The sequence below is a fragment of the Actinomadura decatromicini genome, assembly GCF_008121305.1.
Lineage (GTDB): Bacteria > Actinomycetota > Actinomycetes > Streptosporangiales > Streptosporangiaceae > Spirillospora > Spirillospora syzygii.
In genome coordinates, this window is record NZ_VSRQ01000006.1 from 584,342 (window position 1) to 603,583 (window position 19,242).

At 71.3% G+C, this 19,242-nt stretch carries 22 protein-coding genes; 8 read left to right on the forward strand and 14 right to left on the reverse strand.

Translation table 11 applies throughout. The features are described from left to right. Positions 1-85: 85 nt before the first annotated feature. The 6 genes from FXF68_RS28920 to FXF68_RS28945 all read right to left on the reverse strand — a co-directional run bounded on the left by FXF68_RS28920 (position 86) and on the right by FXF68_RS28945 (position 3,622). Positions 86-1,147: a potassium channel family protein gene (locus FXF68_RS28920; RefSeq protein ID WP_148764601.1), complete on the reverse strand. Its 1,062-nt coding sequence runs from the start codon at positions 1,145-1,147 to the stop codon at positions 86-88. Between the two features lie 127 nt (positions 1,148-1,274). Continuing rightward, a complete protein-coding gene (locus FXF68_RS28925; RefSeq protein WP_148764603.1) occupies positions 1,275-1,616 on the reverse strand; it encodes a hypothetical protein in 342 nt (113 codons plus the stop codon). Between the two features lie 88 nt (positions 1,617-1,704). Beyond that, a complete protein-coding gene (locus FXF68_RS28930) occupies positions 1,705-2,166 on the reverse strand; it encodes a peroxiredoxin (RefSeq protein ID WP_148764605.1) in 462 nt (153 codons plus the stop codon). A gap of 186 nt (positions 2,167-2,352) precedes the next feature. Then, positions 2,353-2,781 carry a DUF3052 domain-containing protein gene (locus tag FXF68_RS28935; RefSeq protein ID WP_148764607.1) on the reverse strand — a complete coding sequence of 143 codons (429 nt, stop codon included), beginning with the start codon at positions 2,779-2,781 and terminating at the stop codon, positions 2,353-2,355. 206 nt (positions 2,782-2,987) lie between these two features. Beyond that, positions 2,988-3,395: a YjbQ family protein gene (locus tag FXF68_RS28940; protein ID WP_148764609.1), complete on the reverse strand. Its 408-nt coding sequence runs from the start codon at positions 3,393-3,395 to the stop codon at positions 2,988-2,990. A gap of 29 nt (positions 3,396-3,424) precedes the next feature. Then, on the reverse strand, positions 3,425-3,622 hold the full coding sequence (locus tag FXF68_RS28945; RefSeq protein WP_148764611.1) for a DUF1918 domain-containing protein: 198 nt from the start codon (positions 3,620-3,622) through the stop codon (positions 3,425-3,427). Positions 3,623-3,931: 309 nt separating this feature from the next. On the opposite strand from FXF68_RS28945, the gene aceE reads away from it, so the two are divergent. Continuing rightward, the gene (aceE, locus tag FXF68_RS28950) at positions 3,932-6,721 is read left to right on the forward strand and encodes a pyruvate dehydrogenase (acetyl-transferring), homodimeric type (protein WP_148764613.1); all 2,790 of its coding nucleotides are present in this window, start codon (positions 3,932-3,934) and stop codon (positions 6,719-6,721) included. A 273-nt stretch (positions 6,722-6,994) separates the two neighbouring features. Here aceE and FXF68_RS28955 read toward each other — a convergent pair whose 3' ends face one another. Further along, positions 6,995-7,369 carry a VOC family protein gene (locus tag FXF68_RS28955; protein ID WP_148764615.1) on the reverse strand — a complete coding sequence of 125 codons (375 nt, stop codon included), beginning with the start codon at positions 7,367-7,369 and terminating at the stop codon, positions 6,995-6,997. Then, entirely contained in the window at positions 7,308-7,859 is a 552-nt protein-coding gene (locus FXF68_RS28960; protein ID WP_148764617.1) for an ATP-binding protein, read from the reverse strand. The genes FXF68_RS28955 and FXF68_RS28960 overlap by 62 nt, the downstream gene beginning before the upstream one ends. Positions 7,860-8,089: 230 nt before the next feature. On the opposite strand from FXF68_RS28960, the gene FXF68_RS28965 reads away from it, so the two are divergent. Genes FXF68_RS28965 through FXF68_RS28975 form a run of 3 tightly spaced genes read left to right on the forward strand, consistent with a single transcriptional unit; the run spans position 8,090 to position 9,335 of the window. Further along, entirely contained in the window at positions 8,090-8,944 is an 855-nt protein-coding gene (locus FXF68_RS28965; RefSeq protein WP_148764619.1) for a helix-turn-helix domain-containing protein, read from the forward strand. Beyond that, positions 8,941-9,138 carry a DUF397 domain-containing protein gene (locus tag FXF68_RS28970; RefSeq protein WP_148764621.1) on the forward strand — a complete coding sequence of 66 codons (198 nt, stop codon included), beginning with the start codon at positions 8,941-8,943 and terminating at the stop codon, positions 9,136-9,138. The genes FXF68_RS28965 and FXF68_RS28970 overlap by 4 nt, the downstream gene beginning before the upstream one ends. Further along, complete coding sequence (locus FXF68_RS28975; RefSeq protein WP_148764623.1) at positions 9,135-9,335, forward strand: DUF397 domain-containing protein; 201 nt, start codon at positions 9,135-9,137, stop codon at positions 9,333-9,335. The genes FXF68_RS28970 and FXF68_RS28975 overlap by 4 nt, the downstream gene beginning before the upstream one ends. Here FXF68_RS28975 and FXF68_RS28980 read toward each other — a convergent pair. The 6 genes from FXF68_RS28980 to FXF68_RS29005 form a co-directional block, all read right to left on the reverse strand. Continuing rightward, complete coding sequence (locus tag FXF68_RS28980; RefSeq protein WP_148764625.1) at positions 9,313-9,954, reverse strand: DUF4360 domain-containing protein; 642 nt, start codon at positions 9,952-9,954, stop codon at positions 9,313-9,315. The genes FXF68_RS28975 and FXF68_RS28980 overlap by 23 nt on opposite strands. Before the next feature lie 202 nt (positions 9,955-10,156). After that, on the reverse strand, positions 10,157-10,468 hold the full coding sequence (locus tag FXF68_RS28985) for a hypothetical protein (protein ID WP_187438152.1): 312 nt from the start codon (positions 10,466-10,468) through the stop codon (positions 10,157-10,159). A 132-nt stretch (positions 10,469-10,600) separates the two neighbouring features. After that, positions 10,601-11,320 carry a helix-turn-helix transcriptional regulator gene (locus FXF68_RS28990; RefSeq protein WP_148764629.1) on the reverse strand — a complete coding sequence of 240 codons (720 nt, stop codon included), beginning with the start codon at positions 11,318-11,320 and terminating at the stop codon, positions 10,601-10,603. Positions 11,321-11,382: 62 nt separating this feature from the next. Next, positions 11,383-12,666 (reverse strand): TraB/GumN family protein, encoded by a 1,284-nt coding sequence (locus tag FXF68_RS28995; RefSeq protein WP_148764631.1) that lies wholly within the window; start codon positions 12,664-12,666, stop codon positions 11,383-11,385. Positions 12,667-12,790: 124 nt separating this feature from the next. Continuing rightward, positions 12,791-13,819 carry a PHP domain-containing protein gene (locus FXF68_RS29000; protein WP_222870126.1) on the reverse strand — a complete coding sequence of 343 codons (1,029 nt, stop codon included), beginning with the start codon at positions 13,817-13,819 and terminating at the stop codon, positions 12,791-12,793. A 31-nt stretch (positions 13,820-13,850) separates the two neighbouring features. After that, positions 13,851-15,374: an MFS transporter gene (locus FXF68_RS29005; protein ID WP_148764636.1), complete on the reverse strand. Its 1,524-nt coding sequence runs from the start codon at positions 15,372-15,374 to the stop codon at positions 13,851-13,853. A gap of 207 nt (positions 15,375-15,581) precedes the next feature. Between FXF68_RS29005 and FXF68_RS29010 the strand changes: the two genes are divergently transcribed. The 4 genes from FXF68_RS29010 to FXF68_RS29025 all read left to right on the forward strand — a co-directional run bounded on the left by FXF68_RS29010 (position 15,582) and on the right by FXF68_RS29025 (position 19,213). Continuing rightward, the gene (locus FXF68_RS29010; protein ID WP_148764638.1) at positions 15,582-15,953 is read left to right on the forward strand and encodes a YciI family protein; all 372 of its coding nucleotides are present in this window, start codon (positions 15,582-15,584) and stop codon (positions 15,951-15,953) included. Then, positions 15,950-17,161, forward strand: coding sequence for an RNA polymerase sigma factor (locus tag FXF68_RS29015; protein ID WP_148764640.1), 1,212 nt, complete (start codon positions 15,950-15,952; stop codon positions 17,159-17,161). Before FXF68_RS29010 ends, FXF68_RS29015 begins: the two co-directional genes overlap by 4 nt. Before the next feature lie 91 nt (positions 17,162-17,252). Further along, a complete protein-coding gene (locus FXF68_RS29020) occupies positions 17,253-18,551 on the forward strand; it encodes a sensor histidine kinase (RefSeq protein WP_148764642.1) in 1,299 nt (432 codons plus the stop codon). Next, the gene (locus tag FXF68_RS29025; RefSeq protein ID WP_148764644.1) at positions 18,548-19,213 is read left to right on the forward strand and encodes a response regulator; all 666 of its coding nucleotides are present in this window, start codon (positions 18,548-18,550) and stop codon (positions 19,211-19,213) included. The genes FXF68_RS29020 and FXF68_RS29025 overlap by 4 nt, the downstream gene beginning before the upstream one ends. Positions 19,214-19,242 lie beyond the last annotated feature (29 nt).

Below are 19,242 nucleotides of genomic sequence, written 5' to 3' on the forward strand. Positions count from 1 at the left end.
CGGGTCAAGGTTGTCAAAAGCGGCGACGCCGCCCTCCGTCGAGGACGGCGTCGCTCCTGCGGTCTCCGCTGGCCCGCTCCGGGCCCTAGCCCACTTCGTGCCAGGGGATCTCGGGACGGGACGGCGCCACCACCGCGAGGGACTGGCCGCCGCGCACCCGCTCGTCCGGCGCGGCCGTCAGCCGGAACCGGGCGTTCGGACGGTGCGACTCGCCCACCGCGAGCAGCGTGCTGCCGCGGCGCAGCAGGAAGACCGCCACGTCCAGGCGGGACCACTCGCCCGCGTCGGCGGGGACGTCCACCCGGTAGAGCGTTCCATCGGTGTCGAGCGTGCTGGCGAGGTTGTGGTAGATCGCGGCGACGCCCGGGTTGCGGATCGCGACCGCGACCACGGCCGGGTCGTCGATGTCGACCGGCTCGATGTCCGGGCCGATCAGCGCGAGCGCCTCGGTGATCTCCGCGCGGCGGCCGCCGTCGTGCACCCCCGCCAGCAGGTGGACGGACGGCTCCCCGTTGCGCCGCAGGTAGGCGGACACGCCGAGCATCACCCGGACGGTCTCGTCGTCGCTGCGGCCCACGACCACGACCGTCCGGGCGGCTTCCAGGCAGGCGCGCTCGTAGGCGGACTCGTCGAACGCGACCACGTCGTACAGGCCCGGGTCGGGGTTCTCACCGGTCAGCTCACCCGGCCAGAAGATCGTCACGACCGGGGTCCGCGCGAACTCGGGGTCGGCGCGCAACTGGCCGATGATGGCCCGCAGGCCGTCCCGGTCGTAGCCGACCATCACGATGTGCCCGCGCTTGTGGAGCCGCGCCTGCCCGGTCGCCCTCATGATGCGTCCCTTCCCCATCCAGAGCGTCAGCTCGGCGAACATCACGAGCCCCGCGGTCAGCCCCGCCACGATGATCAGCACGCCGCCGATCCGCCCGCCGGTCGTCTCCGGGGACAGGTCGCCGTAGCCCGTGGTGGTGCCGCTGACGAGGAAGTACCAGACGTACTCGTCCGGCCGCTTGATGTCGGCGCCGGACGGCTCGAACACCGCGATCAGCGCCCAGCCCCCCACGAACGCCGCGAGGAGGACGAGCGCGGGCGCGCGCCAGGACCGCCCGGTGATCCGGTTGACCAGGCGCATCAGCACGATCGGCATCCGCGCAGCGTGCCAGCGTGCGAAATGTCGCGTCAAGCCCGAAATGCCATGGTCAGCGCGACCGGACACGGTCAGCGCCGCTCCAGCGGTCAGCGCGGCACCCGGCCGGCGCCCCGGCGGCGCGGGGCTAGCGGGCGGGACCGCCGCGCAGGACGCGGCTCAGCGCCGCCGCGACCTCCGCGGAGAGGTCGCCGTCGCCGGGGGCGGCGGGCGCCGCTCCCGAGCGCACGAGGTCGCCCGGGGCGGCGTCGCGGGTGTGGCCGCAGTCGCGGCACTCGACCTCGCCGAGGCGGCACACCAGCGCCGCCGAGCCGCACTCGGCGCAGCGGTCGAGCGCGTCCGCCCAGTCGCGGGCGGACTGGCAGCCGGGGCAGATCAGGACCTGCCGGTCCGCGCGGACCCCGCGCTTCCACGGGCTGGCGCCCCGGACGGGGTCCGTCTGCCGCGCCCCGCAACGGAAGCAGGGCATCACACCTCCAGCGGTGCGGGGACCGGTTCCGGCCACCCCTTCCGGGGCCCGCGGGGGACGCCCCCCACGGTGATCCGGTCCGATTCGCTCAGATCTCGGCGAGCGCCTTGCGGTACTCGCCGATGTCGCGTGCGTCCGGGATCGCGTTGACGACCTTCCAGCGGACCACGCCCTCGGTGTCGATGACGAAGGTGCCGCGCACGGCGAGCCCCTTGGCGTCGTCGAACACGCCGTAGCGCTGCGCCGTCCCGCCGTGCGGCCAGAAGTCGGCCAGCAGCGGGAACTGGTACTTCTCCTGGTCGGCCCAGGCGCGCAGCGCGAACATCGAGTCGACCGACACGGCGAGCACCTGCACGTCGTCGGCGTCGCCCAGCGAGGGCAGCTCGTCGCGGACCTCGCACAGCTCGCCGGTGCAGACCCCGCTGAACGCCAGCGGGTAGAAGATCAGCACGACCTTCTTCCGGCCGCGGTAGTCCGACAGCTTCACCGGAGTGCCGTGCTGGTCCTTGAGCTCGAAGTCGGGGGCGACCTCGCCCACCTCTACCGCCAATACAGCTCCCGTGATCCGTCCCGCGCGCGGCGGGATGCGCCCGTCCCCCACGGGCGTGGAGGACGGGTCCAGTCTGGCATCCCGCCCGCGCCCGCGGTCGCGGGCGCCCGGGTCACTCGCCGACCCTGGGCGTCACCAGCCGACCGGGCCTCGCTCGCCGTTCGGGCGTCACTCGCCGTTCGGGCGTCACTTGCGAACCTTGGGCGCGACCAGCCGCGTGCCGGACCATTCCTTGGCCGCGCTGACGCTGCTGGTCTGCGACAGGCCGGCCGTCTGCGCGGCCTCGCCGATGTCGCTCGGTTCGACGTGCCCGTCCCGGCCCGCCTTCGGGGTCAGGAGCCAGATGTCGCCGCCTCCGGTGAGCGGGATCATCGCGTCGGTCAGGCCCTCGAACAGGTCGCCGTCCTCCTCGCGCCACCACAGCAGCACGACGTCGACCACGTCCTCGTAGTCCTCGTCGACCAGTTCGTTCCCCGTGACGGCCTCGACGGATTCGCGGAGCCCCTCGTCGACGTCGTCGTCGAAGCCGATCTCCTGCACCACCTGGCCCGCCTTCAGGCCGAGCCGTTCGGCCAGGCTGCGCTCAGACTGCGCCTGACCCGCGGTCGCGCTCACGAAAGTCCTCCCATTGTCGCCATTCCGCACGGTGCCGTGCTTGTCATTCCGGCCCCCGGGCCGGGTGGCCCGTCCGCACCTGCGCGGTGTTTGCGGGACAGTCCACACAAGTGAGGGCCCCTAGCGCAAGTGTCTTCCCGGCTTTTGGTGGCCTCATTGGTCCGATCTCGGAGTTCTCCGGCCCTGTGCCCGGGGTTCGCTTTCGCTCATCCTTTGAGAAAAGACAAGCGGACTTGACGTTCCGGGTTGTCGACGTTGAGGTCGACGAGGGCCACCGACTGCCACGTCCCGAGCGCCAGCCGGCCGCCCACGACGGGCAGCGTCGCGAACGGCGGGACGATCGCGGGCAGCACGTGCGACCGCCCGTGCCCGCGGGACCCGTGCGCGTGCCGCCAGCGGTCGTCCGCGGGCAGCAGGTCGCCGAGGGCCGCGAGCAGGTCGTCGTCGCTGCCAGACCCGAGCTCGATGAGCGCCACGCCGGCGGTGGCGTGCGGGACGAAGACGTGCAGCAGCCCGTCACCGCCCGCCGCCGCCGCGAACCGCTCGCACTCGGCCGTGATGTCGTGCACGGCCTCGCGCCCGCCGGTGGCGACCCTGACCACGGTGCTCTCCATGCCCCCGGTCTACCCGATCCGGGGCCCGCCTAGCGCGTGATCTCCTCGCGGGACTCGATCACCGCGTCCGGGCCGGGGTAGACGAGGGTCTCGTGGCCGTCCTCGAACCGCACCACGTAGGGCGGGCCGCCGTCCGGTCCGCGCACCTCGACGATCTCTCCCGCCCGGTCGGCCTGGCCCACGACGTTGCCGTGCACGAGCAGCCGGTCTCCGACTCGTCCGTTCATCGCTCCCCCAAGTTCGCACGTCCGCCACCAGGACGGACGGTGCCGGCATGTGCACTTCCAGCCTCATACGTTCCCCGCCCCCCGTCGAGGGGAATCACCCCTCCGATCCAAGGAAGAACCGGCCGGCCCGGGGTCTGCCCCGGGGCCGGCCGGGGACAATGGTTACCGGTTGGTAGAGATGCGTTAGCCGTCATAAACGGCGACGATGGATCACGTACCGAGGCGACGAACAGTCAGCCGGGGACCGCCGGCCGCCGACCCGGCGGCGGCGGTCTCACCAGCAAGGACGGTAAGGACAGAGGGGAACCCGTGGCTTCCGGACGTCAACGCTTTTCGATCATCAGCGACGGCCTGCCGAGCCAGTTGCCCGACATCGACCCGGACGAGACCCGGGAGTGGCTGGAGTCGCTGGACACGGTCATCAAGACCGAGGGCCGGGGCCGGGCCCGCTACGTGATGCTCAGGCTGCTGGAACGGGCGCGCGAGCTCCAGGTCGGGGTGCCCGGCCTGCGCAGCACCGACTTCATCAACACGATCCCGCCGGAGCACGAACCCTGGTTCCCCGGCGACGAGCACGTGGAGCGGCGCATCCGCGCCTACATCCGGTGGAACGCGGCGATCATGGTGTCGCGGGCGAACCGGCCCGACATCGGCGTCGGCGGGCACATCGCCACGTACGCCTCCGCCGCCTCGCTCTACGAGGTCGGCTTCAACCACTTCTTCCGCGGCAAGGACCACGGCGAGTCCGGCGACCAGGTGTTCATCCAGGGGCACGCGTCCCCCGGCATCTACGCCCGGGCCTACCTGGAGGGACGCCTCCCCGGCGACAAGCTCGACGGGTTCCGGCAGGAGCACTCGCACCCGGGCGGCGGGCTGTCGTCCTACCCGCACCCGCGGCTCATGCCGGACTTCTGGGAGTTCCCCACCGTGTCGATGGGGCTGACCGCCATCGACTCGGTGTACCAGGCCCGGTTCAACCGCTACCTCTACAACCGCAAGATCAAGGACACGTCCCGCTCGCACGTGTGGGCGTTCCTCGGCGACGGCGAGATGTCCGAGCCGGAGTCGCTCGGCGCGATCGGCCTCGCCGCCCGCGAGGAACTCGACAACCTGACCTTCGTCGTCAACTGCAACCTCCAGCAGCTCGACGGCCCGGTCCGCGGCAACGGCAAGATCATCCAGGAGCTGGAGTCGTTCTTCCGCGGCGCGGGCTGGAACGTCATCAAGGTCATCTGGGGCCGCGACTGGGACCCGCTGCTCGCCCAGGACGTCGACGGCGTCCTCGTCAACCAGATGAACACCACCCCGGACGGGCAGTTCCAGACGTTCAGCGTCGAGTCCGGCGAGTACATCCGGGAGAAGTTCTTCGGCGCCGACCCGCGGCTGCGCAAGATCGTCCAGCACCTGTCGGACGACGAGCTGCGCAAGCTGTCGCGCGGCGGCCACGACTACCGCAAGGTGTACGCGGCGTTCAAGTCGGCCCGCGAGCACGTCGGCCAGCCGACCGTGATCCTCGCCCACACCATCAAGGGCTGGACGCTCGGCTCCGACTTCGAGGCCCGCAACGCCACGCACCAGATGAAGAAGCTCACCAAGGCCGAGCTGAAGGAGTTCCGCGACCGGCTCTACCTCGACATCCCCGACTCGGCCCTGGAAGCGCCGCTCCCGCCCTACTACCACCCGGGCGAGGACTCCGACGAGATCCAGTACATGCGCGAGCGCCGCGCCGCCCTCGGCGGGTTCGTACCGAAACGAGTAGTACGGGCGAAGCCGCTCAAGCTGCCGGGCGACCCGGTCTACAGCGAGCTGAAGAAGGGCTCCGGCAAGCAGAACGTCGCGACGACCATGGCGTTCGTCCGGCTGCTCAAGGACCTGATCAAGGACGAGAACATCGGCGCGCGGTTCGTCCCGATCGCCCCGGACGAGTACCGCACCTTCGGGATGGACTCGCTGTTCCCCACGTCCAAGATCTACTCGCCGCACGGGCAGACCTACGACGCCGTCGACCGCAAGCTCCTGCTCTCCTACAAGGAGTCGGAGAGCGGGCAGATGCTCCACGAGGGCATCAGCGAGGCCGGCTCGATGGCCTCGACCATCGCGGCGGGCACGGCGTACGCCACGCACGGCGAGCACATGATCCCCGTCTACATCTTCTACTCGATGTTCGGGTTCCAGCGGACCGGCGACCAGATGTGGGCGCTCGGCGACCAGATGGGCCGCGGGTTCCTGCTCGGCGCCACCGCCGGACGCACCACCCTGACCGGTGAAGGCCTCCAGCACGCCGACGGGCACTCCCCGCTGCTCGCGGCGTCGAACCCGGCGTGCGTCCACTACGACCCGACGTGGGCGTTCGAGCTGGCCCACATCGTCCAGGACGCGCTGCGACGCATGTACGGGACGTCCGAGGCCCACCCGAACGGCGAGGACGTCTTCTACTACCTCACCGTCTACAACGAGCCCTACCAGCAGCCCGTCGAACCCGAGAACCTCGACGTCGACGGCCTGCTCAAGGGGCTCTACCTGTACCAGGCGGCGTCGGAGGTCGGCTCGGGGAACGGCGAGACGCCGCGGGCGCAGATCCTCGCCTCCGGCGTCGGCGGCCGCTGGGCGCTCGCCGCGCAGCGCCTCCTCGCCGAGGACTGGGGCGTCGCCGCCGACGTCTGGTCGGCCACCTCCTGGAACGAGCTGGCCCGCGAGGCCCGCGACTGCGACGAGTGGAACCTGCTCCACCCGGACGCCGAGCAGCGCGTCCCGTACGTGACCAGGCGGCTCGACAGCGTCGCCGGGCCGATCGTCGCCGTGTCGGACTTCATGCGCGCCGTCCCCGACCAGATCGCCCCGTGGGTCCACTCCGACTTCACGTCGCTCGGCACCGACGGTTTCGGTTTCTCCGACACCCGCGCCGCCGCCCGCCGCTACTTCCACGTGGACGCGGCCTCGATCGTCCTCGCGGTGCTCACCCGCCTCGCCCGCAACGGCGAGATCAAGCCGGAGACCCTCCACCAGGCGATCGAGAAGTACCGCCTGAACGCCGACGTCTCCGACGTCTTCGCAGGCGGCGCGGGCAGCCCCGAAAGCAACACCGGCGGGGACGCGTGATCTACCTGGGGGGCGCCCCCCAGACCCCCGTCGCGAGCCGGTCGATCCTCACGGCACGGTGCGGGTCACCGGGACCGTGCGGGTTCGTGTCGTGCCGCTGCGGTCGACCGGCTCGGCGGGCCGTGCGGCCTCCGGGCGCTGGGCGCCCTCCGGCCGCCCGGCCCGTGGCGGTGGCTTGGGTTCCGTCCAGGAAGTGGTGATCGCGGAGGTGTAGGCCGCGATCACGGGAAAGGGCCCCGAGGTTCGCCTCGGGGCCCTTTGGTTACTCGCGCGTCAGGACGCCGCGGGCTTGAACACGCCGAAGCGGTTGCCGGACGGGTCGTCCAGGTAGGCGAATCGCAGCCCGTTCGGGGTCGTCGTCGCCGGGACGGCGACCTTCCCACCGTTCTTCTCCGTCCGCGCGCAGGTGGCGTCCACGTCCTCCACCATCACGAGGAATATCGCGTGGTTCTCGGACGCGTCCGCGCTGTGCGCGATCCCGCCGCTCGGACGCTCGGCGCCCGGGTAGGTGATGAGGTCGTAGCCGTCCTCGCCTTCGTCCTGCGCGAACTGCCAGCCGAACATGTCGCCGTAGAAGCGGCGGGCCTCATCCGGCGCGTCGGTCCCGACCTGGAACCACGTCACCGTATTGAACGCGGGAACACTCATCCGTTTCCTCCTTGCACGCTGTCGAGACCAGCCTGGGAGGACACGGCGACAACCCTCTGTCGGAGTTTTCCCGCGAGTTCCCGAATCCGAACTCCGCCCAGACGACGGTGCGATGGCCGTCCACCCGGAAGCCCCACCGCTCCGACAGCGCCTCGACGACCCGCATCCCGCGCCCGCTCTCGTCGCCGCACTCCGCCTTGACGTACGGCCGCTTGCCGTCCGCCCCGTCGTCGGCGACCTCCAGGCGATACAGGCCGGGACCGGTCAGCAGGCTGACCGTCACCCGTCCGCCGTCACCGGACGCCGTGTGGGTGATGGCGTTGCAGACGGTCTCGCTCCCGACCGTGACCAGGTCGTCCAGCAGCGGGTGACCTGGCGGCAGCATGTCCCGCAGGAACAGCCGCGCGTACCGGACGGACCGCCGGACACCCGGCAACGTGATCGCGCCCACCACGTCCTGCCCGCCGCAACCGATCACGACGCGATCCACGACACACCTCGCCGCCGCCGCACGGCGGACTCGGAACCCTCCTTCCGCGTCGCCGTTCCCCGCGTCCTCGTCTTGGGCGCTTCCATGGAGCGCCTCCTTTCCTTTCGGAGTCGCCCGCCACATTCGCCGCCCGAAGCCTTCGCGCGCGCCCGCCTGAACGTTTAGCCGCTGAACGTTCGGCCACGCGCTGTTCGCACACAATCGGCCACCCTCGGTGACATTCTTGAAGGATGTCTTTCGGTAACGCTCCAACCGTCCGCCAGCGCCGGATCGGCTCGGCGCTCCGCAAGGCCCGCGAACACCACAAGCTGACCGTGGGGACCGCCGCCAGCCGCTTCGGCCGCTCCCAGGGCTGGCTGAGCATGGTCGAGAACGGCCTCCACCCCATCGCCCCGGAGGAACTGGGCGCCCTCCTCAACTTCTACGACATCGCGGACGGCCCGCTCCGCGAGTCCCTCCTCCACCTCGCCACCCACAAACCCGGCAAGTGGGTTCGGGCGTTCGAGTACCGGATCTCCGCTGCGGCCTTGGACCTTGCCAGTCTGGAAGAGGACGCCGCCATGATCCGCACCTTCCAGCCCAACATCATTCCGGGACTCCTCCAGATCCCCGCCTACACCTGGAAGCTCATGGCCGTCGGCCCCGCCAAGAACTCACACACCGCCAGGATGCTGGTCAACTTCCGGATGTCCCGGCAGCAGGTGTTGAGCCGCCCCGACCCGCCCCGCTATGTGCCGATCATCGCTGAGACAGTCCTCGGCAACCAGGTCGGCGGCGATCCCGTGATCCTGCGCGCACAAATACGGCGGCTGGCAGAAGTCGCCCGGCTCGAAAACGTGGACCTGCGCATCCTTCCCAGTACGTCCAGCGAATACCTCTCGCTCATCACCCCGTGTCATCTCATCTCCTTGCGCCCGCCTGGACGGCTTACCGTGACCGTGGGCGACCAATGGGACAAGAGCATCTTTGTAGAGAACGAGGACGAAGTCGCGTCTCACGAGGAGATCTTCGACCTGCTGCTCTCGGCGACACTGAACAGAACCGCTTCGATGGAACTCATCGACGAGATAGCGTCACAGCCATGAACACCCCCGGACTGTCCCAAGCCCAGTGGCGCAAGAGCACCTACAGCGGCGGCAACGAAGGCGAGTGTGTCGAGATCGCCAACCTCAACGGCCGCATCGCGATCCGCGACAGCAAGTCACCCCACACTTGCCATGTCACCCTCACTCGCCAAGACTTCACCGCCCTCCTGGGCCGCCTGGCATCGCAGCCATGAATAACGCGGTCCAATGGCGTAAGAGCACCCACAGCGGCGCGGTCGAAAACAATTGCGTCGAGATCGCGGACTTGAACGGTCACATCGGCATCCGCGACAGCAAAGCCCCTGACACCGGCCACCTGAACCTCACCCGCCAGAGCTTTGCTGCCCTTCTCGTCCGGCTGGGTGTGGTTACGGGCAGATCTTCCAAGTGACGTAGTAGGTGGTCTGGAGTTCGTCGCCCACGGAGATGAAGCTGACCTTCGACGGATCTGATGTGCCCTTGTCGACCCGCACGTCGGTATCGATGTTGAGGTTCGGCTCCTCGTCACACGGCTTGTAGACGAGTTGGCTGGGCGGCGTCAGGTCCGTGAATGACCAGGTGTGGTTGAAGGCGCCGTTGAGGCTGTGCGTGGTGGTGACGTGCCCCGGTTGACCCGAGAAGAAGGCGGCGGCCTCATGAGTGGCGTTCGCGCCGTCCTCCAGGGAGGCGAAGCCGTAGTGGTCCGTCGAGGCGATGGCGTAGGTGAACCCCTTCGGGACACCCCCGACCTTCAAGGCGACCTGGCACCACTTGCGGGAATCCATGGGCCTGGACGAGCCGCCCGCCTGGGCCATGAACTGGCTGTAGCCGACGACGAACGCGCCCTTGTCTTCCCTGACGGCGGCCATGACCGTGCCGCGAGGGCAGCCGGAGCCGTTGACGCTCACGATCTGGACGGTGAGCCCGTTCGAACCTCGGACGAGGCGCGGGCTCGCCGCCGCCGGGCTGACCGACGCCGCGGCCACGGTCAGCGCGACGGCGACGGCGGAAATGGCGATCCCTCTGCGCATGCGGTTCCCTTCACTGGGAGCGGCGCCGCCTGCACCGGCGGCTGCGAGCAACCCGGAGGGTAACTTTCACGCCATTCACTTTCAATCAACGGTGAAATGTTCCAACCCTTCAATTTTCACTTTTCACGAGGCCCTGGCCGGCGGGACGGCCAGACCCGGAAACGCGATTTGGGATCGCGTTTCCGGGCCTTCCCCCGTCGGGCTAGCAGGCGCTCCCCGGCCCGGGGTCCTCGCCGCCCTCGGTGTTGACCGTCCCGGTCAGCGCGCACCTGATGATGTCGACGCTCGTGGTGAGGTTGTAGCGCCCAGGGGTGTGGCTGACGCCGCCGATGCCCGACGCGTCGAGCAACGCGCCGTTCGCGGCGACCTTGGCCCACAGCGTGGTCGCGGCGACGCGCTGGTTGGTCCGTCCCGCCGTACCGGCGTCGGCCGCCGTCCCCACGACGGCGAAAGCGCCACCGGCGATGACCGCGGACGCCGCCGCCATTACGAGAAACCGTGCTGACTTCTTCACTTCTCCCCCTCCGGAGAATTCCCCGCCGCCTCCGTCCGTCGCCGAAGGCATGCCCCGAATATGCGCTGCGGCGATGGAAGGCGACATCCCGGGATCTGGGGAGTTGACAATGGCTCTCGCGGGGAGGGTGGATCAGACGAATTCGAGGGGACGGGCGACAAAGTCGCGCGGGGCGTCCTTGTGCATGGCGTCGGGGGCTCGTTCGGGGGCGGTCTCCTCCAGGAGGACGGCGCGGCGTACGCGGTCGGTGCGGAAGATGCGGCAGCCGCCCCGCATCCGGCACCAGGCCGTCAGATACCAGCCGTTGGCGGACGCCGTGAACGTCACAGGCTCGACATCGCGTTCGGTCTCGGCGCCCTCCCGGTCGACGTAGGTGAGGCGGACCACCCGGCGCGTCACGATCGCCTCCTCCAGCACGGACGGAACGGACGGCACAGCCGACGCGGGGTCGTCGCCGTCCGCCGGGCCGAGGAAGCGGATGCGGTCGGCCAGCTCGCGGGCGGAGGCGCTGTCGGCCGCCGACATCGCCGTGACGATCTTGTGCAGCGCGGTCCGCGCGGACCGGGTGTACGGCGAGCCGGTCGCGCGGGCCAGCGTGATCGCGACGGCCACCGCCTCGGCGGGGCTGAAGTTCAGCGGCGGCAGCGTGCGGCTCTTGTCGAGCGTGTAGCCGCCGCCCCGGCCCACGTCCGCGAAGATCGGGACACCGGCCTGCTGCAGCGCGCAGATGTCGCGCTCGATCGTGCGGGCGCTCACCTCGTACCGCGCGGCCAGCTCCCGTGCGCTGACCCGGCGCGGCGCGCAGGCCCGCAACTCCTCCACCAGGGCGTACAAGCGGTCGGTGCGGTTCACACGGCGACCGTACGCGGCGCCTCCGACAGTCCAGCGCGACCGGACGGCGGGCTCCGCCGCGGTCAGGAGTTGGACAGGCGGCGGAGGCGGCCGTCGTCCTGGAAGGAGACCGCCGGGATGTCCAGCAGGTCGTCGACGCCGGGGAACTCCTCGCCCGCCTGGAACGGGGTCCCGTGCACCGTCATGTCCTGCGCCGGGCCCGGGTGCATGCCGGTGTGCCGGGCGCCCAACTCCATGAGGTAGGCGCCCGCCGCCGACGGACGGCGTCGGTCGTTGGCGACGACCTGGTTGGCGTAAGTGTTCATGGCGACGGCCCGCTGGTAAAGAGCGTTCGCCTGCATCGTGGGACGGCGGGCGGGGCGGCCGTCCAGGCCCTTGACCCGCATGCCGTGCGTCCGGGCGGCCTCCAGCAGGGCTCTCAGCCCGGTCGCGCCCAGGTTGTGGCTGCCGTCGTAGCGGACGGCGAACGCCCGCAGCTCGGGGCTCATGGCCCCGCCTGCGAGGTAGGCGTCGACGCGCGCCTGGTAGGCGTCGTCCCGGATGCTCTCCAGGTAGAGGGTGCGCACGCCGGCCTGCCGGATCTCCGCCATGTGCGCGCACAGGAACCCCCAGATCGGCGCCCCGGAGTGGGGGCCGCCGATGGCCACGCCCTCGTAATTCTCCAGCAGTGCGCGCAGGTCGTCCATCGCGTCCTGGGAGTTGTCGTCGTCCAGGGCCTGCTCCACGTCCTGGTGGCGCTGGTGCCGACTCGCGGGAGTGCCCGTGTACGCGTTGAGCGTGGCTCGCGCGTCGCGGCCGAGCTGGGCGTCGCGTGCGTCCTGGCGGTTCCAGTAGTCGCGCGTCGCCGGGTCGCTGCGGCCGATGCCCTCCAGTACCTCGTTGCGCCCGGCCTCTTCGGAAATCCCCGGCGCCAGCCTGCGGACGCTGCCCAAAGAGTAATGGAGCCCCGGATCGGTCTCCTGGAGCGTGTTCGGATCCTCGTCGGATTCCACGCGCTCCTTGTGGCTGCCGTTCCGGGTGGCCTCCGGCAGCGTCTCCCATTCCTCCCGCGTCAGCGCGTTCGGTGTGCGGCCGCTCGCGTGGGAGCGGCGGGGACCCCGTATCCGCAGCGAGGGACCCTGCGGATTCCGGTGCAACTCGTCCTGGTTCATGCGCTGGACGGGGGTCGCGGGCGCGTGCCGCCGCCCCAGGATGCGGGACACCGCCGCGTTTCCGGCGAGGCGCTGGAGTCCCAGTATCGAGTCCGCCGTCGTTCCGCCGCCGGACGAGGTCTGCCGCGCGGGCGCGGCCCTTCCCGGGCGCTGCGTTTCCCTCCGCTGCTCCTCGCCGGGCTTCTGCGCTCGCATACGTGCGTCCCCCTCTGGACCACCGGATGGGAGCGTCCAGTGTCACCGTTCCGTCCTGCTCGGCGATACGTCCGGACGGGCAGGCTCGGGTGCAGACGCCTTGCCCTTTCGGCCCTCGCAGGCGTCAGAGTTTCGAACGCGTCCAGGAGAGGAGGTCGTCGGCCGGGAGCGTGTTGACGACCTGGGACTGCGGGACGGCGCAGCGTGCGGCGCGTTCGCAGCCGAAGGGCTGCCAGTCGAGCTGGCCGGGGGCGTGGGCGTCGGAGTCGATCGCGAACCGGCAGCCCGCCTCGACGGCGACGCGCAGCAGCCGTTTCGGCGGGTCGAGCCGCTCGGGCCGGGAATTGATCTCCACGGCGACGTCGTAGGCGGCGCAGGCGTCGAAGACGAGGGCCGCGTCGAATTCGGATTCCGGGCGCAGCCCGCCGCGCTTGCCTCCGGCTTTGACGATGCGTCCGGTGCAATGGCCGAGGACGTTCACGCGCGGGTTCGAGATCGCCGTCACCATGCGTTTGGTCATCGCCACGCGGTCCATGCGCAGTTTGGAATGGACGCTGGCGACGACCACGTCCAGGCGGTCGAGGAGGTCCGCTTCCTGGTCGAGGGCTCCGTCCTCCAGGATGTCGACCTCGATACCGGTCAGAATGCGGAACGGGGCGAGCTGTCCGTTCAACTCGGCGACGATGTCGAGTTGTTCGCGGAGCCGGTCGGCGGACAGGCCGTTGGCGACTTTGAGGCGCGGCGAATGGTCGGTGAGCGCGAGGTATTCGTGGCCGAGCCCGCGCGCCGTCTCGGCCATTTCCAGGATCGGGGAGCCGCCGTCCGACCAGTCGCTGTGCGTGTGCAGGTCGCCTTTCAGCGCCGCGCGGAGCGCGGCCGTCGCCTCGTCGAGCGGCTGCCCCTCGGTGGCCTCCAGTCGGCGCAGGTAGACGGGCGTCTCGCCGCGCAGCGCCTCCTCGATCACCAGGGCGGTGACCTTGCCGATGCCGGGCAGCGCGGTCAGCGTGCCCTCGCGGGCGCGGGCCGCGACCTCGTCGGGAGGCGTCCGTCCGACCAGGTCGGCGGCCGTGCGGAAGGCCCGCACCCGGTAGGTCGGCTCGTGGGCGCGCTCCAGCAGGAACGCGATGCGGCGCAGGGCTTCGACGGGCTCCACGCCTCGCACCGTACCCAGACATCCGATCCGCTCAAAGCGTGGAGCGGGCCGCACTCGGCGGTTCCATGAGCTCGCCATCGTGTACACGGTGAGTCGGGGCGGGCCGGTCCGCTGGGCGGCGCATGGCCAGGACGAGCACGGCCGCTCCGACGAAGATGACCGCCGCGACGAGGCCGGTGACGTGCAGGCTGGCGGTGAACGCCTCCCGCGCGGCGTCCACCAGGTCAGCGCCCTGGTCGGCGGGAAGGGTTCTGGCGGAGGCCATCGCACCCGCCAGGGAGTCGGAGCCGCCGTCCATCCGGTCGCGGTAGACGGCCGCGGCCACCACGCCGAGCAGCGCGAAGCCGAGCGAGCCGCCGAAGAAGTTGCCGGTCTCCGACATCGACGCCGCCGACCCCGCCCGCTCCGGCGGGACGGACCCGACGACGAGACCGGTGCCCAGGGCGAACAGCGGACCGGTGCCGAGCGCCAGCACGGCGATGCCGATCATCACCAGTGGCAGCGTGCCCGCGCCGCCGACGCCCACCAGCAGCAGGCTGCCCAGCGCGGACACGCCCAGCCCACCGGCGATCGCGGTCGTCTGCTTCATCCGCTTGGCCAGCGTCGGCGCGGCCATGGTGCCGGCCGCCACGCCCAGGCCCATCGGCGCGAACAGCGTCGCCGCCGCGACCGGCGAGTAGCCGAGCACGCTCTGCAGGTACTGGGTCACGAGCAGGCCCGTCCCGGCCATGGCGATCCCGGCGAGCACCAGCGCGACGATCACCGCCGTGAACGGCCGGTTGCGGAACAGCCGCAGGTCCAGCAGCGGCGTCTCCAGCCGCAGTTGGCGGCGGACGAACACGAACCCGATGGCCGCGCCGACGACGATGGCCGCCACCGGCACGGCCCGCGCGCTCTCCACGGCCACCTGCTTGATCCCGTAGATCATCAGGAGCACCGCCGCCAGGGACAGCCCGACGCTGGTCGGGTCCAGGCGTCCGGCGTGGTCGCCGCGGAACTCCGGCAGCAGGACGGGCCCGGCGAGGACCAGCAGCAGCATCGGCGGGACGGCGGCCAGGAACACCGATCCCCACCAGAAGTGCTGGAGCAGGACACCGGCGAGCACCGGCCCGAGCGCGCCGCCGGTGAACTGGCAGGTCGCCCAGATCGCGATGGCCTTCCCGCGTTGCCTCTCGTCGCGGAAGACGTTGGTGAGCAGGGCGAGGGTGCACGGGGCGAGGGTCGCGCCCGCGACGCCGAGCAGCGCCCGCGCGGCGATCAGCATCAGCGGGTCGGCCGCGAAGGCCGCCACGATCGACAGCGCCGCGAACGCCGCCGCGCCGACGATCAGCAGTCGGCGGCGGCCGATCCGGTCGGCGAGCGTGCCCATCGTGATGACCATGCCGGCCACCAGGAACCCGTAGCCGTCGCTGATCCACAGCTGCTCGACGCCGCTCGCGCCCAGGTCGGCGCTCAGTTCGGGGAGCGCGAGGAGCAGCGCCGTGGCGTCCATCGCGACGATGAAGGTCGGCAGCATGAGGAGGGCCGCGCCCAGCCATGCCCGGTCGATTCGCATATCCGAAGGTCCGTTCTCTCGACGTTTCGACGGTTGGTCGGAGCGGCCGAGCGGTTCTCGACATCGAGACCGGGGAGAATCCGTCCGAGATTCTTGGCGCGGGGACGTCAAGGCGGCGGCGGTGGCTCCGACCAACGGTCGAAGGGGCCCAGCAGGGGCCCGCGGAACGGGGCCCGCCCGGGGCCGCGAGACGACGAGGGGTACGAGATGAAGTTCCTGATCAGCATGCACATCAACCCGGCCGTGCTGGACGCGCTGACCGACGCGGAGCGGGCGGCGATCGGCGAGGGCCACGGCCGGTTCATCGAGGAGCTGAAGGCGTCCGGGGAGCTGATCACCACGCAGGCGCTCGCCGACCCGTCCCAGGCCGCCGTGGTGTCCGTGCGGGGCGGCCAGCCGGTGGTGACCGACGGCCCGTTCCTGGAGGCCAAGGAGTACCTGGGCGGCTTCTACCTGATCGACTGCGAGGACAAGGAGCGCGCGATCGAGCTCGCGGCGCAGATCCCGGACGCCGCGATCGAGGGTCTCGGGATCGAGGTGCGGCAGGTCATGTTCGCTGACGGACAATTGGAGGCATGACCAGCCCAGGCATCGAGGACCTGCTGCGTGAGCTCACGCCGCAGGTCCTCGGCACGTTGGTACGTCGGTACGGTCGCTTCGAGGGGTGTGAGGACGCCGTGCAGGAGGCCGTCCTCGCCGCCAGCGTGCAGTGGCCGGACGAGGGAGTGCCGGACAGCCCGCGCGGCTGGCTGGTGACCGTCGCGTCCCGGCGGCTCGTCGACCAGATGCGCAGCGACCACGCGCGCCGCGAGCGGGAGTCGGCGACGGCCGCCGAGGTGGTCCCCGAGGACGTGCCGGACACCGACGACACCCTGCTTCTGCTGTTCCTGTGCTGCCATCCGACGCTCACCGCGGCGTCCCAGACCGCCCTGACGCTGCGGGCGGTCGGCGGTCTGACCACCGCCGAGATCGCCCGCGCGTTCCTGGTGCCGGAGGCCACGATGGCGGCCCGGATCAGCCGGGCCAAGCAGCGGATCAAGGCCGCGGGCAGCTCGTTCACCCTGCCGGAGGGCGCGGAGCGGGAGGAGCGGCTCCGGGTCGTCCTGCACGTGCTCTACCTGATCTTCAACGAGGGGTACACCGCGTCGTCGGGCAGCGAGCTGCACCGCGCCGACCTCGCACGCGAGGCGATCCGGCTGGCCAGGATGGTCCACGCGCAGCTCCCCGAGGACGCCGAGGTGACCGGCCTGCTCGCGCTGATGCTGCTGACCCACGCCCGCCGGGACGCCCGCACGACGGATACCGGAGACCTCATACCGCTGGACGAGCAGGACCGCGCGAAGTGGGACCGCGGCCTGATCGACGAGGGCACCGAGCTGATCAAGACGTCGCTGGCGGGCCCGGCGCTCGGGCCGTACCAGTTGCAGGCCGCCATCGCCGCCACGCACGCCGACGCGGCCACGGCCGAGGAGACCAACTGGGCGCAGGTGCACGCCCTCTACCTGATCCTGGAGCGGATCGCGCCCAACCCGATGGTCACCCTCAACCGGGCGATCGCGCTCGCCGAGACCGAAGGCCCGCAGGCCGGATTGGCCCTGCTGTCCACGCTGGACGATGACGCGAGGATGGCCGGGCATCACCGGCTGCTGGCCGTGCGGGCGCACCTGCTGGAGAAGACCGGCGACACGGCCGGGGCTTACGAGCACTACCGGCTCGCCGCGAAGGCCACCGCCAGCATCGCCGAGCAGCGCTACCTGGAGTCGCGGGCCGCTCGGCTGAAACTGTAGAGCGCCCGGGCTTCGTAACCGTCAGGTATGACGGGACGTGTCCTACCACGGTGTCATCCGGATGACGGCGGGCGTTCTCTAGCCTGGGCTCATGGCCGCCGAGACCAACGTCCCGCGGTACGTCCTGCGGGACGTGCTGCTGGCCGCGGCGGTCACCGGACGCGCCGATCCCGCGCCCCTCGACCGGCCCTGGCCCCGGCCGCTGCGCTGGACGCGGCACGTCGGCGTCGGGCGGCTGCCGTTCGGCTACGTGGTCAACATGCTCGGCACGGCCCTGACCGTCGTCATGGTGGCCAGCACGGTCGCGCTGCTGTCGGACGAGGCGGTCGAGCGGGGCGTGCTGCTGTCCGGCGCGACGAAGCTGTTCATCGCGGTGGCGGTCGCCGCGCCGCTCGCGCTGCGCGACCGCTGGCCGCTCGGCGCGTGGCGGTGGAGCTTCGCGGCGACGGCGCTGGTCGACGTCGGCGACTGGGTGGGCATGCCGTACGTCCCGGCGGGCGCGATCGCCGGGGTCGCCGCGCTCTACACGGTCGCGGTCCGCTGCCCGCGCGACGTCACGCTCGGCGTCGGGCTGCTGTCGCTCGGCGGCGTGTGGATCAAGGACGCCGAGACCGCGCCGAACGCGATGGTGCTGCTCCTGCTGCCGCTGGCGGTGGGCGCGGCCGTCCGGCTGCGGCAGACGTCCCGGCGCCAGCTCGCCGAGCGGGAGCGGCAGCTCGCCGAGGAGGCGCGGCGGCACCAGGACGCCGAGGCCGTGCTCACCGAGCGGCAGCGGATCGCGCGGGAGCTGCACGACGTCGTCGCCCACCACATGTCGATGATCGCGATCCAGGCGGAGGCCGCGCCCTACAAGGTCGAGTCGCTGCCCGACGAGACCCGCGGCGACCTCGCCGAGATCCGCGCGACGGCGCTCGACGCGCTGACCGAGCTGCGCCGCGTCCTCGGCGTCCTGCGCGGCGAGGACGGCGCCGAGACCGCTCCGCAGCCCGGCCTCGACCGGCTGGGCGAGCTGGTCGGCAACGCGCGGGCCGCCGGGCTGTCGGTGGAGACGCGCGTGGAGGGCGACCTCGCCGGGCTCCCGCCGGGCGTCGGCCTCACCGCGTTCCGCATCTTGCAAGAGGCGCTGAGCAATGCCATGCGGCACGCGCCCGGTTCGCACGTGCAGGTCGAGGTGACCCACGACGACGGCGTAGTGTGGCTCGGCGTCGTCAACGGGCCGCCCGGCGACGGCCGGTCCCCCGATCCGGGCATCCGGGGCGGCGGGCACGGCCTCGTCGGGATGCGGGAGCGGGCCGCCGCGCTCGGCGGCGCCCTGACCGCGCGGCACGCCCCCGAGGGAGGATTCGCCGTGACCGCCAACCTGCCCGTGCTGGCGCGGGACGCCACGTGACCATACGGGTCGTGATCGTCGACGACCAGGGCATGGTGCGCAGCGGATTCGGCGTGCTGCTGAACGCCCAGCCCGACATCGAGGTCGTCGGCGAGGCCGTGAACGGCGAGGAGGGCGTGCGGCGGGTCGCCGCGCTGCGCCCCGACGTGGTGCTGATGGACGTCCGCATGCCCGTGATGGACGGCCTGGAGGCCACCCGCCGGATCCTCGCCGACGCCGACGAGGACGCACCGAAGATCCTCATGCTCACCACCTTCGACCTGGACGACTACGTCTACGCGGCCCTGCGCGCCGGGGCCAGCGGCTTCCTTCTCAAGGACGCGTCCGCGACCGAACTGGCCGACGCGGTGCGGGTCGTCGCGGCGGGCGACGCGCTGCTGTCCCCGTCGATCACGCGGCGGCTGATCGCGGAGTTCTCCCGGCTCGGCGGCCCGCGCACGCCGACCCGCGCGCGGCTGGACGAGCTGACCGGGCGGGAGACCGAAGTCTTGGCGCTGGTCGCGCGGGGGCTGTCCAACGGGGAGATCGCCGAACGGCTCGTCGTCGCCGAGCAGACCGTCAAGACCCATTTCGGACGGATCCTGATGAAGCTCGAACTCCGCGACCGTCCGCAGGCGATCGTCTACGCCTACGAGATCGGCCTGGTCAGGCCCGGCGACTGATACCCCGGAGCGACGGCGCCGGCGGGCGG